The organism is Pseudomonas sp. MT92 (assembly GCF_058792515.1).
This window is the reverse complement of the sequence record NZ_JBXAFA010000008.1, coordinates 88,776-105,689: the sequence shown is the minus strand read 5'-3', so window position 1 is coordinate 105,689 and position 16,914 is coordinate 88,776. Positions and strand designations below refer to the sequence as shown.

Annotated in this window: 9 protein-coding genes; 6 read left to right on the top strand and 3 right to left on the bottom strand. The window is 61.6% G+C overall.

The window, feature by feature from the left end; genetic code table 11:
* Positions 1 to 65: 65 nt before the first annotated feature.
* Complete coding sequence (locus AC1Q6D_RS16475) at positions 66 to 6,563, bottom strand: retention module-containing protein (protein WP_492618480.1); 6,498 nt, start codon at positions 6,561 to 6,563, stop codon at positions 66 to 68.
* Positions 6,564 to 7,160: 597 nt separating this feature from the next.
* Between AC1Q6D_RS16475 and AC1Q6D_RS16470 the strand changes: the two genes are divergently transcribed.
* From AC1Q6D_RS16470 to AC1Q6D_RS16460, 3 genes are read left to right on the top strand one after another with little or no spacing between them, the layout of a single operon-like run.
* Positions 7,161 to 8,519, top strand: a complete 1,359-nt coding sequence (locus tag AC1Q6D_RS16470; protein WP_047532123.1) for a TolC family outer membrane protein — start codon at positions 7,161 to 7,163, stop codon at positions 8,517 to 8,519.
* A 17-nt stretch (positions 8,520 to 8,536) separates the two neighbouring features.
* The gene (locus AC1Q6D_RS16465) at positions 8,537 to 10,696 is read left to right on the top strand and encodes a type I secretion system permease/ATPase (RefSeq protein WP_103404958.1); all 2,160 of its coding nucleotides are present in this window, start codon (positions 8,537 to 8,539) and stop codon (positions 10,694 to 10,696) included.
* Positions 10,697 to 10,705: 9 nt separating this feature from the next.
* On the top strand, positions 10,706 to 12,085 hold the full coding sequence (locus AC1Q6D_RS16460; RefSeq protein ID WP_103404957.1) for an HlyD family type I secretion periplasmic adaptor subunit: 1,380 nt from the start codon (positions 10,706 to 10,708) through the stop codon (positions 12,083 to 12,085).
* 50 nt (positions 12,086 to 12,135) lie between these two features.
* Here AC1Q6D_RS16460 and AC1Q6D_RS16455 read toward each other — a convergent pair whose 3' ends face one another.
* Both AC1Q6D_RS16455 and AC1Q6D_RS16450 read right to left on the bottom strand, forming a co-directional pair.
* Positions 12,136 to 12,732 carry a tRNA-uridine aminocarboxypropyltransferase gene (locus tag AC1Q6D_RS16455; protein ID WP_103404956.1) on the bottom strand — a complete coding sequence of 199 codons (597 nt, stop codon included), beginning with the start codon at positions 12,730 to 12,732 and terminating at the stop codon, positions 12,136 to 12,138.
* A gap of 12 nt (positions 12,733 to 12,744) precedes the next feature.
* On the bottom strand, positions 12,745 to 13,641 hold the full coding sequence (locus AC1Q6D_RS16450; protein ID WP_103404955.1) for a LysR family transcriptional regulator: 897 nt from the start codon (positions 13,639 to 13,641) through the stop codon (positions 12,745 to 12,747).
* 241 nt (positions 13,642 to 13,882) lie between these two features.
* Between AC1Q6D_RS16450 and speB the strand changes: the two genes are divergently transcribed.
* Genes speB through AC1Q6D_RS16435 form a run of 3 tightly spaced genes read left to right on the top strand, consistent with a single transcriptional unit; the run spans position 13,883 to position 16,832 of the window.
* Positions 13,883 to 14,833, top strand: coding sequence for an agmatinase (speB, locus tag AC1Q6D_RS16445; RefSeq protein WP_047532133.1), 951 nt, complete (start codon positions 13,883 to 13,885; stop codon positions 14,831 to 14,833).
* Between the two features lie 9 nt (positions 14,834 to 14,842).
* Entirely contained in the window at positions 14,843 to 15,265 is a 423-nt protein-coding gene (locus AC1Q6D_RS16440; RefSeq protein WP_047532135.1) for a YybH family protein, read from the top strand.
* A gap of 55 nt (positions 15,266 to 15,320) precedes the next feature.
* Positions 15,321 to 16,832: a purine-cytosine permease family protein gene (locus tag AC1Q6D_RS16435; protein ID WP_103404954.1), complete on the top strand. Its 1,512-nt coding sequence runs from the start codon at positions 15,321 to 15,323 to the stop codon at positions 16,830 to 16,832.
* The last annotated feature ends 82 nt before the right edge of the window (positions 16,833 to 16,914 follow it).

Below are 16,914 nucleotides of genomic sequence, written 5' to 3'. Positions count from 1 at the left end.
GGCGGCTCCTACAGGATCCAGACGATCCCAGGCAGGAGCTACCGGAGGCTGCGACCTTTTTCAGATCAAACGGTATCCACCTTCAACGAATGATCATTGAGCATCCCGTTGATGATGGTCGCCGTATCTGCCCCGGCAATCACCCCGCCCGCCCCCGGCGTCACCCCGTAATGGCTGGCCAGGTTGACGCCGGCCAGATCGATGGTCTGGTTCGGCGCTGCGCCGGCCAATGCGCTGACGTCGATGCTGGTCACCACTGACGCACCGCTGCCACTGACGGTGAAGTGCAGGTAGTCATCCAGCGATGCCGCCGTGTTGGTTTCACCTTGCAGCAGTTGCGACAGGTCCAGTTTGTCGGTGCCTGGTGCGAAGTCGGTCACTACGTCGTGACCGCTGTTGCCCTTGAGCCACTCGAAAGTGTCGGCCCCGGCTCCGCCGGTGAGGGTGTTGTTGCCCAGGCCGCCAATCAGGAAATCATCGCCGCCCCCGCCATTGAGCACATCGTTACCCAGTCCGCCATTGATGATGTTGCTGTTGTTGTCGCCGGTGAGGGTGTCGTTGTAGTTGGAGCCCGTCAGGTTTTCGATGCCGGTCAGGGTATCGGTGCCGGCGCCAATGGTGTTCTGAGCGCCGAGCAAGCTCAGGTTGACCGTGACCCCGGCCGTGGCATGGGCGTAGCTGGCGGTGTCGTTGCCGATGCCACCGTCGAGCAGATCATTGCCCGGACCGCTGTAGAGCAAGTCGTTGCCGGCGCCGCCGTGTAGCTCGTTATTGCCGGGGCCTGCGGTGAGGATGTCATTGCCGTCACCGCCATTGAGGATGTTGTCGCCATTACCCGCCACCAGTGTGTCATTGCCCGCCGTGCCGGTGAGGATGTGACTGTCCTGGTAGCTGATGGACAGGTGGGCGCTGTCGCTGCCGCCATGGCTGTCACTGGTGATGGAGGTGCCATGGTCATCCGGGGCAATGTCATGGGCACCGGCGTAGTTGACGGTCATGGTCAGTTGGTAGTCTTCCGCCCCGTTGGAGTTGCTGCCACTGGTATTGGTGATATTGGTGATGTGGATCTGGTAGGTCGCATCCGACGTTGCCGTCAGGGTTTGCCCGTCCGCAAGGGCAATCCAGGCTCCGCCGTCGACCGAATATTCCATGGCCACATGGCCGGCTGCCAGGTTGTGATCCAGGTTGAGGGTTTCGCCCTGTTTCAGATTGACGGTGATGCGATCCTCATCATTGGCGTGGGCATTGCTCACCGCACCGAGGTAACCGCTGACCACCAGCACCGCTGTCATGGTGGCGGCATTGGCCGAGAACGCACTGCGCACGTCGGCCAGGTTCTGGTTCTCGGTGTTGTTGGGGTTGGTACCTTTGAAGTTGATCGCGCCTGTGCCAGTGAAATCCGCGGCCTTGGAGATCCAGCCGGTGTTTTCGGTGTTCACCACCGACGCGGCCTTTTGCGACACGTAATGGTTATCTCCGGTGTCGAGGTTCTCCACCAGAGTGCCTTTGCTGTCGTTAACGTTGCCTTTCGGGTCGTAGGTGGTGCCATCGACGGTTATGGTTTTGAGGAGGCCACCGTCGGCAGCGAACGTTGCGCCCGCGCCCATTGGCGAACCCGTTATCGGTGTACTGACCACCGTGCCCGACAGCACCGAGTTCTGTTGATTGAGGTCGGTGACCAACACTGGGTTGGTATTGTTGCCAGATGCGGTGGTGTCGTCATGCGCCCGTGGATCCGAGTCGGGACTGCTCACACCGTCACCCAGGCCAACCCCATCGTTCTTGGTGTCTCTGGACTCAAGGGCTCCCTTCGTAGTGGCCTCGCCCCGCGACCCGACATCACCTTCGTTGGGCTTACCGTCAGAGAGGGAATACCCGGCGTTTTGCGCCCCCGTTAGTTTGCCACTGGTGTCGAACGCCGTTTTCGCCGCAGCCACGCCAGCGTCATTGCTGGTGATATCACCCGCCAACGGGCCGGAGAGGCTTGGCTTGGCCGTTGTAACATCCCCCCCGATCGGGGTCTTGTCGGTGGCGCCACTGGCAGTTTCGCTGCCATGACCCGGTTCGCTGTCGGGGACGTGTCCAGCCACCGGATCCTGGCCGTCCTTGGTGTCGTCGAGGGCTTTTTCGTGGGTGGTCACGTCGTTGTCGCTGACCGCTTTGATGCAGCTGTTGTTCACGTCGATGGTGAGGGTCGTGGTGCTTTGATCGCCGTCACCGTCACGCAGGGTGTAGGTGAAGGTATCGGTCGCGCCCGGGCCGTTCACGCTGTTGGGGTAGCTGTGGTATTCGGCGTTGCCGTGGGCGTCCAGGGTCAGGTAGCCGTAGGTGCCGTTGATCTGACTGTTGAGGCCACCCACGACCGGGGTCGAGGTGTCCGAGCCAGCACGCACGCCGACCACGCCACCACCAACCGCCGGGCCATCCGCACCGCCGACATCGTTCGCCAGCACGTTGCCGGTGACCACACCGCCCTCGGTGACCGAGGCGGTATCGGCATTGGCCTTGGGCACGTCATCGACGATGTTGACCACGATGGTGCTGGTGACCACGCTCCCCTGGGAATCGGTGGCCTGGTAGGTGAAGGTTTCGGTGACGGTGTTGGCGCCGTCGTCCCCGTGCGGCGTGGTGTTCGCCGGTGTCGTCAGGGTGTAGGTGTAGGTGCCATCGGAGTTGAGCTGGATCACCCCGAAATGGCCCTGGGCACTGCCGACCGGGCTGTAGCTGATCGCACCGGAAGCGCCGGTGACCGAACCGACCAACGTGCCGCTGGCCGTCTCGCCCGCATTATGTGGGTCACTGCCGGTGGCGTAGCCGGCCGCCAGGTCCTGGCCGTCCTTGGTGTCGTCGAGGGCTTTTTCGTAGACGGTCACGTCGTTGTCACTGACCGCTTTGATGCAGCTGTTGTTCACGTCGATGGTGAGGGTCGTGGTGCTCTGATCGCCGTCGCCGTCACGCAGGGTGTAGGTGAAGGTGTCGGTCGCGCCCGGGCCGTTCACGCTGTTGGGGTAGCTGTGGTATTCGGCGTTGCCGTGGGCGTCCAGGGTCAGGTAGCCGTAGGTGCCGTTGATCTGACTGTTGAGGCCACCCACGACCGGGGTCGAGGTGTCCGAGCCAGCACGCACGCCGACCACGCCACCACCAACCGCCGGGCCGTCGGCACCGCCGACATCGTTCGCCAGCACGTTGCCGGTGACCACACCGCCCTCGGTGACCGAGGCGGTATCGGCATTGGCCTTGGGCACGTCATCGACGATGTTGACCACGATGGTGCTGGTGACCACGCTCCCCTGGGAATCGGTGGCCTGGTAGGTGAAGGTTTCGGTGACGGTGTTGGCGCCGTCGTCCCCGTGCGGCGTGGTGTTCGCCGGTGTCGTCAGGGTGTAGGTGTAGGTGCCATCGGAGTTGAGCTGGATCAGCCCGAAATGGCCCTGGGCGCTGCCGACCAGGCTGTAGCTGATCGCACCGGAAGCGCCGGTGACCGAACCGACCAGGGTGCCGCTGGCCGTCTCGCCCGCGTTATGGGGATCACTGCCGGTGGCGTAGCCGGCCGCCAGGTCCTGGCCGTCCTTGGTGTCGTCGAGGGCTTTTTCGTAGACGGTCACGTCGTTGTCGCTGACCGCTTTGATGCAGCTGTTGTTCACGTCGATGGTAATGGTCGTGGTGCTTTGATCGCCGTCGCCGTCACGCAGGGTGTAGGTGAAGGTGTCGGTCGCGCCCGGGCCGTTCACGCTGTTGGGGTAGCTGTGGTATTCGGCGTTGCCGTGGGCGTCCAGGGTCAGGTAGCCGTAGGTGCCGTTGATCTGACTGTTGAGGCCACCCACGACCGGGGTCGAGGTGTCCGAGCCAGCACGCACGCCGACCACGCCACCACCAACCGCCGGGCCATCCGCACCGCCGACATCGTTCGCCAGCACGTTGCCGGTGACCACACCGCCCTCGGTGACCGAGGCGGTATCGGCATTGGCCTTGGGCACGTCGTCGACGATGTTGACCACGATGGTGCTGGTGACCACGCTCCCCTGGGAATCGGTGGCCTGGTAGGTGAAGGTTTCGGTGACGGTGTTGGCGCCGTCGTCCCCGTGCGGCGTGGTGTTCGCCGGTGTCGTCAGGGTGTAGGTGTAGGTGCCATCGGAGTTGAGCTGGATCACCCCGAAATGGCCCTGGGCACTGCCGACCAGGCTGTAGCTGATCGCACCGGAAGCGCCGGTGACCGAACCGACCAGGGTGCCGCTGGCGGTCTCGCCCGCGTTATGGGGATCACTGCCGGTGGCGTAGCCGGCCGCCAGGTCCTGGCCGTCCTTGGTGTCGTCGAGGGCTTTTTCGTAGACGGTCACGTCGTTGTCACTGACCGCCTTGATGCAGCTGTTGTTCACGTCGATGGTGAGGGTCGTGGTGCTTTGATCGCCGTCGCCGTCACGCAGGGTGTAGGTGAAGGTGTCGGTCGCGCCCGGGCCGTTCACGCTGTTGGGGTAGCTGTGGTATTCGGCGTTGCCGTGGGCGTCCAGGGTCAGGTAACCGTAGGTGCCGTTGATCTGGCTGTTGAGGCCACCCACGACCGGGGTCGAGGTGTCCGAGCCAGCACGCACGCCGACCACGCCACCACCAACCGCCGGGCCATCCGCACCGCCGACATCGTTCGCCAGCACGTTGCCGGTGACCACACCGCCCTCGGTGACCGAGGCGGTATCGGCATTGGCCTTGGGCACGTCGTCGACGATGTTGACGTCGATTTGCGCGTGCGCCGTGCTGCCATCGGTATCGGTGGCGACGACTTCGAAATGCTCGGTGATGCTGTTGGCGCCACTGGCATTCGGATGAGTGTCGGTGTAGTTCAGGGTGTAGCTGTAACTCACTACCCCGGTCGTCGGGTTATAACCGGTGATGGTGAAGGTCGCGCCCGTGTCAGTGCTACCCGATTGCGGGAAGCCCACCGGAACGCCACCGCTGATTATCGAGACGCCACTCACGGTCAGGCTTTGCAAACCGTCCGGCGCATTGACCGTGAAGGTGCCGCTTTGGGTCAGCTCCGCCGCATTCGGGTTGCTGCCGTAAGTGAGGTTTTTTTCGTAAACCGTCAGCTCGCCACCTTCGACGTTCAGTCCGCCAATCGTCACCGGGTCGTCGTTGTTGTGGATCTGCAGAACCAGATTCGCCGTGCTGGTATCGCCGTCAGCATCCTTAAGCGTGTAGGTGAACGTTTCGGTCCCGTTGCCACCGCCATGCAGGGCCTTGAAATCCGCATCACTGGTATCGAGGGTGTAGGTGTACGTGCCGTTGGCATTGAGCACCAACGTGCCGTAAGTCCCGATGAAAGTGCCACCCACCACGGGGCCGCTTTCCGGTCCGGTGGGGATGCGGTCGGCGCCTTGCACATCGTTGGTCAGTACGCTGCCATTCAGGGTCAGATGGGTTTCTGACGCCGTGGCCGCGTTACTGTCATCGACGGCTTTAGGGACGTCATCGCTGATGTTGACGTCCAGCGAACCCGTGGCGCTGTCGCCGTTGCTGTCACCGGCGACCACTGTGAAGTGTTCACTGAGTTGGGTGCCGTCCCCGGACGCGTGGTTTTCGCTGCCATTGAGGGTGTAGCTGTAACTCACCACACCGGTGGCCGGGTTATATCCGGTGATGGTCAGGGTGCTGCCCAGCGGTGTGGTAATCGACTGGGGAAAACCGGCAGCCACACCGCCGCTGACCACATTGATTCCGCCGACGCTCAGACTGGTGAGCCCGTCGAGCGCCGTGACGGTAAACGTGCCGCTCTGGGTCAGCGCACCGGGATTGCTGGCCGAGCCATCGACGAGGCTGGCTTCGTTGACGGTCAGTTCACCGCCCTCGACGGACAGGCCGTTTAGGGTGACCGGGTTATTGATCGGAGGCGTGACGACCGGGGGCGTGATGTCCGGTGGCGTGATGTCCGGTGGCGTGACAACAGGCGGCGTGACGTCCGGTGGCGTGACGACAGGCGGCGTGACGTCCGGTGACGTGACGATAGGCGGCGTGATGACTGGCGCCGAAGTACCCGCGCCGTCTAAACCATTATTGGCAGCGGCGTTGTGCCGCACCTCGGGAAACTCGGGAATGCCATTGAAGCCGGCGGTGGGGAAGCCAATGGTTGGATCGACCCGTCCCGCCACTTCTTCGAGCATGACAAAACTGTGGCCGCCGCCCAGCTCGCCACCGGCAGGTCCGGTCGACCCCGGGCCGGCCGCAGTCGCTTCAGCGGTTTGCGTCGGGTCGTCACCGGCAGCGATGGCCTTTTGCAGTTGCTCGACGTCGGTAAGCTGCGCCTGGCTCGGCGTCACCGACTCAGTCGTGTCCACCACATGGGGCGATTGATCAGCCAGCAATTGAGGGGTCATTTGCAGGCTGCTGCCGCGCCCAAGGGTCAGCTCATGGCCATTTTGCAAATGCACCGCTACTGCGCCTTCGACCCCGGTAGTCAGTTGATCGCCGGCGAACAACCGGTCCCCCTCGACCAGGACACGACGCGTGCCGTCGCCCGCCACCGCGAATACCTGACCGATGACTTTACTGACGATACCGATGAGCGTAGCCATGTGCATTTCCTCCGCTGCCAACCGCTGTCGGCACCCTGATTTATCACGCAGAACATGCTCGATGGCTCAGGCGGGTTGCCTGGCGGATTGTCTGCGGGTCAGCGGATTTACCTGAGTAGACCACCGTCCTCTGGCGACATTCTCGCCCAGCGTGAAACTCACGGACATCGTTCGCGTATCTGGACAAACCCGTTTGCAATCAATGGCATCGGGATCCAAATCCAGCCCAACCTGTCCAGCGAGCGCAGCGTAACGATCCTGAACCACACAAGTGACAAAAAACCGTCACTCCAGTCTGCTACGCGTCCCTCCCCTCCAGCACTTCTCCGTCCATTGTCGATAAGTGGATTGGAACTTTCCTAAAACCCCGAAGAGCGCCCTAGAGCTCATAAATCAAGGGCTTTCGCATTGAACAATGTGCTGGATTTTGCAGAGCGCATAAGTTTTTTTTGGCATAGGCATTATGAGAAATAGTTCTTAGCTCCTCCCCAGAATGTTCTTAGCTCTGTTGTTAAAAGCATGAAACGGTTTACCTATAAATGTCGTCAAATAATTGGCGACTGATAAAGAACCATCAGGAATCAGGGAGATGTACCCATGCGCCTCTTAACCCCCCTCTGCAGCGCGGTTCTGCTGGCCATGGCCTGCACTTCTCAAGCTGATGCAATGTCCATGACCGAGGCGATCCAGAGCACCATCGCGACCCATCCTGAGTTGGCATCGCGGGTAGACAGCCGTCTGTCGGCTGATGAAGACGTCAACGTCGCCAAGGGGGGCTTTTATCCATCGGTCGACCTGAATGCCGCGTACGGGCGCGGGTACAGCGATAACACCAACACCCGGGCCCTCGGCAACCACCACACGGCAATCCTGAACTACACACAATCGGAACTGCGCCTGCGGCAGATGCTCTTCGACGGGTTCAACACCGCCAACGAAGTCGAACGCACCAAGGGCGTGGTCAACTCCCGGGCCTATTACGCTCAGGGCACCGCCCAGGATCTGGCCCTGCGCACCATCGAGGTCTACCTCGATGTGCTCAAGCGCCGCGAACTGGTGACACTGGCCAAGAACAACCTGCAGGCGCACTTGCGGGTCAACGACCAGATCGGCCTGCGCACCCAGCGCGGTGTCGGCAGCAACGCCGACGCCGACCAGTCCAATGCTCGCCGGGCATTGGCAGAGAACAACCTCGACACCGCCGAAGTTGATCTGGCCGACGCCGAGTCGAACTTCTACAGCGTCGTGGGGCGCATGCCCGATGAGCTTGAAACACCGCCGTCGACCCGAGGCGAAGTGCCTGCATCGCTGCAGGAAGCGCAGCAGAGCATGGTGGAGAACAACCCTTACCTGAAATCCGCCCAGGCTGACGTGCAATCCGCCGAAAGCCAATACGAAGTGGCCAAGTCGCCGTTCTACCCGCGCTTCGATGCTGAAGCCGCCGTCGGAGCGAACAACAACATTGCCGGCGAAGAAGGCCATGACAACGAATGGCGCGTGGGCGTAGTGATGAACTACAACCTGTTCCGCGGCGGCAGCGACAAGGCTCGCATGGCCTCCGATGCGCACAAGATCAATCAGGCGATGGACATTCGGAACAATGCCCTGCGCCAGCTCAACGAAAACATCCACCTGGCCTGGAACGCCATGGTCAACGCCAAGAAACAGACCCCGACCGCCCGTGAGTATGCCGAGACCAGTAAACGCGTGCGCGTGGCCTATCAGGATCAGTTCGGCCTTGGCCAACGCACCTTGCTCGACCTGCTCGACAGTGAAAACGAGCTTTACAACGCCAACCGCCGCTACACCGAAGTACGCTACACCGAGGAGTTTTCGATGTACCGTGTACTGGCGAACATGGGCCAGTTACTGAGCAAACAGCGGGTAGTGCTGCCCGCCGATGCAGTCGCCCGGAACGAGGTGAAAAACCAAGCTCGTCTGCCTGAACTGAAGTAGTACCTGGAGCGACCAATTTGACCAGCATGGAACCCGGCAACATCGGTGTCGATCCGCGTCTGAGCTTTGATGACCCGCTTCTGGACGGTCTATTGATCCTCTGCAAACTTCATGGCGCGACGGTCAGTCGCGCCAGCCTGAGTGCCGGGCTGCCAATGGCACACCAACGCCTGAGCCTGGACCTGCTGCCTCGTGCAGCGGCCCGGGCCGGTTTGCAGGCGCGCTTGCTGCGTCGCGAGCTTAAAGACATCTCCGCGCTCAACTTGCCCGTCCTGCTGTTGCTCGATAGCGGTCGTACCGCGGTTTTGCGACGTATTGGCGATGACGGTCGGGTGCTGATTCTGCCCAGCGAAGCCGACGGCGGTGAACAATGGATCAGCCCAGAGGAACTTGAAGCGCATTATTCCGGCCAGGCCTTGTTCGCCCGACCACGGCATGAACTGGAAGACTTGCGCTCCCCCCTCGTGCCTCGTGTGCAGGCCTGGTTCCGCGACACCCTGAAGCTGTCGAAATGGCTGTACAGCGATGCCATCCTGGCGAGCTTCCTGATCAACCTGCTGGGCCTGATGGTGCCGTTGTTCGTGATGCAGACCTACGACCGCGTGGTGCCCAACCAAGCCACCTCGACCCTGTGGGTGCTGTCCATCGGCTTGCTGATCGGCACCGGTTTCGAACTGGTGTTGCGGGTGGTGCGCGCCCATCTGCTGGACACCGCCGGGAAGAAAACCGATGTGATCCTGTCGGCGACCCTGTTCGAACGCATCACCGGCATGTCGATGAAAGCGCGGCCGGCGACCATCGGTGGTTTTGCCCAGAGCATTCATGACTTCCAGGGCCTGCGGGAATTCCTCACCGCCGTCACCCTCACCAGCCTCATCGACCTGCCCTTCGTAGTGCTCATGCTGGTGGTGATCGGCCTGCTCGGTGGCTGGCTGGTGGTAATTCCGGTGCTGGCGTTTCCGATCACGATCATTTTCGCCATGGTGATACAGGTGCGGCTGCGCGACACCGTGCAGAAGAGCCTCAGCCTCGGTGCCGAACGCCAGGCCCTGCTGATCGAAACCCTCGGCGGCCTGGAAACCCTCAAGGCCTGCAGCGCCGAAAGCGAGCGCCAGCACAAGTGGGAAAGTACCCATGGCGCCCTCACCCGCCTCGACAGCCATGCGCGTAACCTCTCGGCGCTGGCCACCAACGGTACGCTGTTCATCCAGCAATTTTCCGGCATGGCAACCATCGTTGCCGGTGTCTATAGCATCATCGCCGGCAACCTCAGCGTCGGCGCACTGGTGGCCAGCTACATGCTCGGCAGCCGCGTGTTGGCACCACTGGGCCAGATCGCCGGTTTGATCACCCGCTACCAGCAAGCGCAACTGACCATGAAAAGCACCGACGCGCTGATGTCGCTGCCACAGGAACGCGATGCCAAACAACGGCCGCTGGAGCGCACGCAACTGCAGGGCGCGCTGGATATCGTCGGCGTGACCTTCCACTACAACGGCCAGAACAATGCAGCGCTGGCCAATGTCAGCTTCAGCGTCAAGCCCGGCGAGCGGATCGGCGTCATCGGCCGCAGCGGCTCGGGCAAAAGCACCCTGGCACGACTGGTGATGGGTTTTTACGAACCGGAAGAAGGCCAGCTGTTGCTCGATGGCCTGGACTTGCGACAACTGGACGTCGCCGACCTGCGTCATCAAATCGGTTACGTCGCCCACGACCTGCCACTATTGGCCGGTAGCCTGCGCGATAACCTTACCCTCGGCGCGCGCTACATCAGCGACTCACGCATGCTCGAAGTGGCCGAACTCACCGGTGTCACCGAACTGGCCCGGCAACACCCGCAAGGCTTCGACCGCCCCGTGGGCGAGCGGGGTCAATTGCTGTCCGGTGGCCAGCGTCAGGCCGTGTTGCTGGCAAGGGCGTTGTTGCTCGACCCGCCGATCCTGCTGCTCGACGAACCCACCAGCGCCATGGACAACAGCAGCGAAGACGTTTTGCGACAAAAACTCCACGGCTGTGTCCAGGGCAAAACCGTGCTGCTGGTCACCCACCGGACCTCGATGCTCAGCCTGGTGGATCGGCTGGTGGTACTGGACAACGGGCGGATCGTCGCCGACGGGCCCAAAGAAGCGGTCATCGATGCACTGCGCAAGGGCCGTGTCGGCTCTTCGGCCGTCTAGGAGCGACTCATGGCTCGTTCATCATCCGACAAGTCGCCTGCCCACTCGAAGGGGCGGGGTTACTTCGGCAGCTTCGCCAAAAGCGCCGAAAGCGAATTCATGCCGGAAACCGCCGGCGCTTCACTGCAGGACTCACCGCGCTGGTCGCGGATCACCGTATGGCTGGCGGCAGGCTTGTTGATCAGCGCGCTGGTCTGGGCCAAATTCGCGGTGCTGCAAGAAGTCACCATGGGCGAAGGCAAGGCGATTCCGTCGAGCAAGGTTCAGGTGATCCAGAACCTTGAAGGCGGCATCGTCACCGAAATCTTCGTGCGTGAAGGGCAAATGGTGAACAAGGGCGATACCTTGCTGCGCCTGGATGACACGCGCTATCTGTCGAACAAGGGTGAAAGCGAGGCTGATCGCTATGCACTGACCGCACAGGTCGAACGCCTGTCGGCGGAGGCCGAAGGCCGGCCGTTCAAGCTGTCGGACGAAGTGATCGCCAAAGCGCCCCAGGTGGCCGAAGACGAACGTTCGTTGTATGAACAACGGCAACGGCGACTGGCCAGCGAACAACGCACCCTGAGCGAACAACTTCGGCAAAAAACTCAGGAACTGGCGGAGTTTCGCTCAAAACAGGGGCAATACAGCTCAAGCCTGGCACTGCTGCAGCAGGAGATGAACATGTCCACGCCACTGGTGGGCACGGGGGCGGTGTCACCGGTGGAGATCCTGCGCCTCAAACGCAGCGCGGTGGAAATTCGCGGCTCGCTGAACGCCACCACCCTGGCCATTCCCCGCGCCGAATCGGCGATCAACGAGATCAAGAGCAAGATTGACGAGTCCGAACAAACCTTCCGTTCAGAAGCCGCCAAGGAGCTGAATGAGAAACGCACCGACCTGTCGAAAATCACCGCATCGAGCATCGCCATCGACGACCGCGTGACGCGCACCACGGTAGTCTCGCCGGTTCACGGGATTATCAAGACGCTGAAGGTCAACACCATCGGCGGCGTGGTCCAGCCGGGCAGCGACATGGTGGAAATCGTGCCGCTGGAAGACAACCTGCTGATCGAGGCCAGAGTGCGGCCGCAAGACGTGGCGTTCCTGCATCCAGGCCAGAAAGCCATGGTCAAGTTCAGCGCCTACGACTACACCATCTACGGCGGCCTGAGCGCGAAGCTGGAATTGATCAGCGCCGACACCATCACCGACGACAAGGGCAACAGCTTCTATCTGATCCAGGTGCGTACCGATAAAAACCACCTGGGCGGGGATGCGAAACCGCTGTTGATCATTCCGGGGATGGTGGCGACGGTGGATATCATCACCGGGGAGAAAAGTGTGCTGGATTACTTGCTCAAACCGGTACTGAAAGCGCGGACCGAGGCGATGCGCGAAAGGTAGTCCTGTTCAAATTCAGCGGTGATGGAACAACCTTCATCGCCTGACAACGATTATTTCGCCCCATGATTACGCTCAAAAGTCTCCTCCCCCATCGCCGCAATCTGCCCCTCGATCAACGCTTCGAACGGCCTGAGCAACGGCTCGAACGACGTTGGTGCCTCAAGGGTTTCCAGTGCCTGGACAATGGCCTCGATCGTCGACAACGCCCCCGGCCCGGGAGCCTTGCGCAGCCGGTAGCGGGACACGCCCCCCTCGGCCAGGGTCACCCTCGGCAACGCCGCCAGCAGCGGGTTGAGGTGCAATAGCTTGCGAGCCTTGCGCCAAGTGCCATCCGGGACCACCAGCAATATCGGTTCCTCGGTGACGGCACAGGTTTGAATCGGCTGCGCGTCTTCGCCGGGAAACAGCAACCGCGCCTGATACCCCGGTTGATTCAACAGCACCGGCAAATCCTCAAACACCTCGCCAACCATCAGTTCGGCATTGTTCAAGCCCAACGCAGCCAGGCGCGCGGTGTTCAGCGCATGATTCACTTCACTCGGATGTTGCAGCAACAACACACGGGTGCGGCTGTCGAGGCTCGGGACCAACGGACACAAGCAATGGCTTTGCGGACGCAGGCAGCGGGGACATTGAATTCGGGACATCGCAACGTTTCCTTAAGCGGCCTGGTTGAGCTGCGCTTTGAGCAGATCGCGGAAGGCCTGGATCAGCGGCTCGCGACTGCGTCCACGACGCACGATCATCGAGAACGGTGCCTGATAACCGAAGGTCGCCGGCAGCAATACCCGCAAGTCGCCCTTGTCCGCCCAGGCCTGGGCGTAATGCTCGGGCAAGTAACCGATGTAGGCGCCGGACAGCACCAGGATCAGCTGCGCCTCCATGCTCTCCACGGTGGCGGCGCTGTGCTTGAAGCCGTGCCGCGCCAGTTCGGCCTGGCTCCAGTAACCGCGACCGACCATGCGTTGCTGGGTGATGACCTGCTCGGGAATACGCCGCTCATTGAACAGCGGATGCCGGGCACTGCAATACAACCAATGTTGTTCGCGGTAGAGCGGCATGTAGACCAGGCCGCTCATGCGCGTGGAGAACGCACCGATGGCCAGATCGAGTCGATTGTCCTGCACACCCAGTTGCAATTCGTAGGGGCTCATGACCGACAAGTGCAAATGCACCGCCGGGTGTTCCTGACTGTAGGCGCCAATGGCTTCGGCGAACGGCAAGGCCTTGTCGCTGACGGTGGAGTCGATCACCCCCAGGTTCAGCGTGCCACGCAACTCGCCCTTGAGCGCGGCGGCGTATTGTTCGAAGCCCTCCAGCTCGCCCAGTAACCGCAAGGTTTCCTGATGAAACAGCTCTCCCTTGCTGGTGAGGCTGAAACCGCCACGGCCGCGATGGCACAGCACCAGGCCCAGCGCCGCTTCGAGCTGGCTCATGTAAGTGCTGATGGCCGACGTCGAGAGATTGAGCTCTTGCTGGGCGTTGGCGAAGCCCTGATGACGCACCACGCTGACGAAAATGCGCAATAGTTTCAAGTCGGGTAAAGCGTTGGCCATGGAAGACTCCGAAAACCGGGGGCACGCAATGCTCGAATCAATAGAGAACCTGGCATCGTTTGCGTTGGCGTGAAGTCTATCGCTGCCACCGCCATTAGTTTAGAAAAATCTGAACTAAGTATTTGCGCGGAGCGATTCTTCCCCGTCACGACATTTCGCAGAATCGGCTCCCAGCGGTGCCCGTGCCTGATGAGAACGGTGTATCCGACATAAATAAAACAACGACGATGAGGCCTTACCCGTGGACAAGATTCTTCACCAACCACTGGGCGGCAACGAAATGCCGCGCTTCGGCGGCATCGCCACCATGATGCGACTCCCCCACTTGAATACCGCTGCCGGTCTGGACGCTGCCTTCGTGGGCGTGCCATTGGACATTGGCACCTCCCTGCGCCCAGGCACCCGTTTCGGGCCTCGCGAAATCCGCGCTGAATCGGTCATGATTCGCCCGTACAACATGGCCACTGGCGCGGCACCGTTCGATTCGCTGTCGGTTGCCGACATCGGCGACATCGCGATCAACACCTTCAACCTGCTGGATGCCGTACGGATCATCGAAGAATCCTACGACAACATCCTTGAACACGACGTGATCCCGCTGACCCTGGGCGGTGACCACACCATCACCCTGCCGATCCTGCGCGCCATCCATAAAAAGCACGGCAAGGTCGGCCTGGTGCACATCGACGCCCACGCCGATGTGAACGATCACATGTTCGGCGAGAAAATCGCCCACGGCACCACCTTCCGTCGCGCCGTTGAAGAAGGCCTGCTGGATCCGGACCGTGTTGTGCAGATCGGTCTGCGCGCCCAGGGCTACACCGCTGACGACTTCAACTGGAGCCGCAACCAGGGCTTCCGCGTGGTTCAAGCCGAAGAGTGCTGGCACAAATCCCTGGCACCGCTGATGGCCGAAGTTCGCGAGAAAGTCGGCGGTGGCCCGGTGTACCTGAGTTTCGACATCGACGGCATCGACCCGGCCTGGGCACCAGGGACCGGCACCCCGGAAATCGGCGGTCTGACGACCATTCAGGCCATCGAGATCGTGCGTGGCTGCCAAGGCCTCGACCTGGTCGGTTGCGATCTGGTAGAAGTCTCGCCCGCTTACGACACCACCGGCAACACCTCGCTGCTGGCCGCCAACCTGCTGTACGAGATGCTCTGCGTACTGCCTGGCGTGGTCCATCGCTGAGGATGGGTGATGAACGAACGTGATCAGGTATTGCAAGCCGCCGCCGATCTGGTGTCTGCCTTCGCTCGTAACGATCGCGAAGCCTACTTCGGTGCCTTTAGCTCTGACGCCAGCTTCGTCTTCTACACCCTCGAACAACCCCTGCTGTCGCGCGATGCCTATCAGGCATTGTGGGACAGCTGGCGTGCCGAGGATGGTTTCGAGGTGCTGTCGTGCACCTCGAGCAACGCCTTCGTCAGCCTGCAAGGTGATGTGGCGATTTTCATCCATGACGTAGCCACCGAGCTGCGCATGCAAGGGGAGCAACATTTCAGCCAGGAGCGCGAGACGATTGTTTTCAAAAAACAAGCGTCTGGCCAAGAACAACAAGGCCTATGGCTGGCCTGCCACGAACATTTGTCCGCCATGCCGGAAGGGCTGCCACCCCCTTAGCCAAACAGGCGACGCCTCACGCACGATGAGCGCGCCTTTATGATCGGAGCAGATCATGAATAACAAAAACAACGACCAAAGCCTTACGCAAATAGAAACCCACGGGGTCGAACAGATCCCGGATAACGAACGCACCGCAGGCCCGACGGACCTGTTCCGGATGATCTTCGGTGGTTCGAATACCTTTGCTACCGCCGTACTCGGCAGCTTCCCGGTGCTGTTCGGCCTGTCTTTCCAGGCAGGCGTCTGGGCGATTGTGCTGGGCGTGTTGCTGGGTTCGCTGATCCTCGCGCCCATGGGCCTGTTCGGCCCGATCAACGGCACCAACAACGCCGTGTCTTCCGGTGCGCACTTCGGCGTGCACGGGCGGATCGTCGGTTCGTTCCTGTCGCTGTTGACCGCCATCGCCTTCTTCTCGCTTTCGGTGTGGAGTTCGGGTGATGCGCTGATCGGTGGCGCCAAACGCCTGATCGGCCTTCCGGAAACCGACCTGACCCTGGGCCTGGCCTACGGCCTGTTCGCGATCCTGGTGCTCACGGTATGCATCTATGGTTTCCGCTTCCTGCTGTGGGTCAACAAGATCGCGGTATGGAGTGCCAGCCTGTTGTTCCTGCTGGGCCTCTTCGCCTTCGCCGGCCCTTTCGATGTGAACTACGCCGGCACCGTCAACATGGGCCAGCCAGGTTTCTGGGCCGCGTTCATCGGTGCGGCACTGGTGGCCATGAGCAATCCGATTTCCTTCGGCGCATTCCTCGGCGACTGGTCGCGCTACATCCCGCGTGAAACCTCCAAGCGCCGGATCATGGCCGCAGTGGTGATCTCGCAGATCGCAACCTTCATCCCGTTCCTGTTCGGCCTGGCCACCGCCACCATCGTAGCGATCAAGGCCCCGGACTACATCGCGGCCAACAACTACGTCGGCGGTCTGCTGGCAGTCTCGCCGAACTGGTTCTTCCTGCCGGTGTGCCTGATCGCAGTGATCGGCGGCATGTCCACCGGCACCACGTCGCTCTACGGCACCGGGCTGGACATGTCCAGCGTGTTCCCGCGAGTGCTGTCACGGGTCAAGGCCACGCTGCTGATCGGTGTGATGTCGATTGCCTTCATCTTCATCGGGCGCTTCGCGGCGAACCTGGTACAGAGCGTGTCGACCTTCGCCGTGCTGATCATCACCTGCACCACCCCGTGGATGGTGATCATGATCATCGGCCTGCTGGTACGCCGCGGCTTCTACTGCCCGGATGACCTGCAAGTGTTTACCCGCGGCGAAAAAGGTGGCCGCTACTGGTTCACCCACGGCTGGAACTGGCGTGGCCTGGGTGCCTGGATCCCGAGTGCGGCCGTCGGCCTGTGCTTCGTGAACCTGCCGGGGCAATTTGTCGGGCCGCTGGGCGAAATGGCCGGCGGAATCGACATCAGCCTGCCGGTCACCCTCGGCCTGGCGTCGGTGGTGTACCTGACGTTGCTCAGCCTGTTCCCGGAATCACGGGAAGTGTTCGGCCCGCAGGATGCACGCAGCAAGGGTTCGAATTCACTCGGTAAATCGGCGGCTCGACAAGTCGCCTGATCAAACGCATTACCTTCGGCCAACGCACGACCTGTGGGAGCGGGCAAGCCACGCTCCCACAAGGATTGATGTTCCCGCAGGA

Bases quoted from the DNA above. Each gene is read 5' to 3' on its own strand.
- AC1Q6D_RS16475 (WP_492618480.1), bottom strand. From the start codon at position 6,563: ATGGCTACGCTCATCGGTATCGTCAGTAAAGTCATCGGTCAGGTATTC.
- AC1Q6D_RS16470 (WP_047532123.1), top strand. From the start codon at position 7,161: ATGCGCCTCTTAACCCCCCTCTGCAGCGCGGTTCTGCTGGCCATGGCC.
- AC1Q6D_RS16460 (WP_103404957.1), top strand. From the start codon at position 10,706: ATGGCTCGTTCATCATCCGACAAGTCGCCTGCCCACTCGAAGGGGCGG.
- AC1Q6D_RS16455 (WP_103404956.1), bottom strand. From the start codon at position 12,732: ATGTCCCGAATTCAATGTCCCCGCTGCCTGCGTCCGCAAAGCCATTGC.
- AC1Q6D_RS16450 (WP_103404955.1), bottom strand. From the start codon at position 13,641: ATGGCCAACGCTTTACCCGACTTGAAACTATTGCGCATTTTCGTCAGC.
- AC1Q6D_RS16440 (WP_047532135.1), top strand. From the start codon at position 14,843: ATGAACGAACGTGATCAGGTATTGCAAGCCGCCGCCGATCTGGTGTCT.
- AC1Q6D_RS16435 (WP_103404954.1), top strand. From the start codon at position 15,321: ATGAATAACAAAAACAACGACCAAAGCCTTACGCAAATAGAAACCCAC.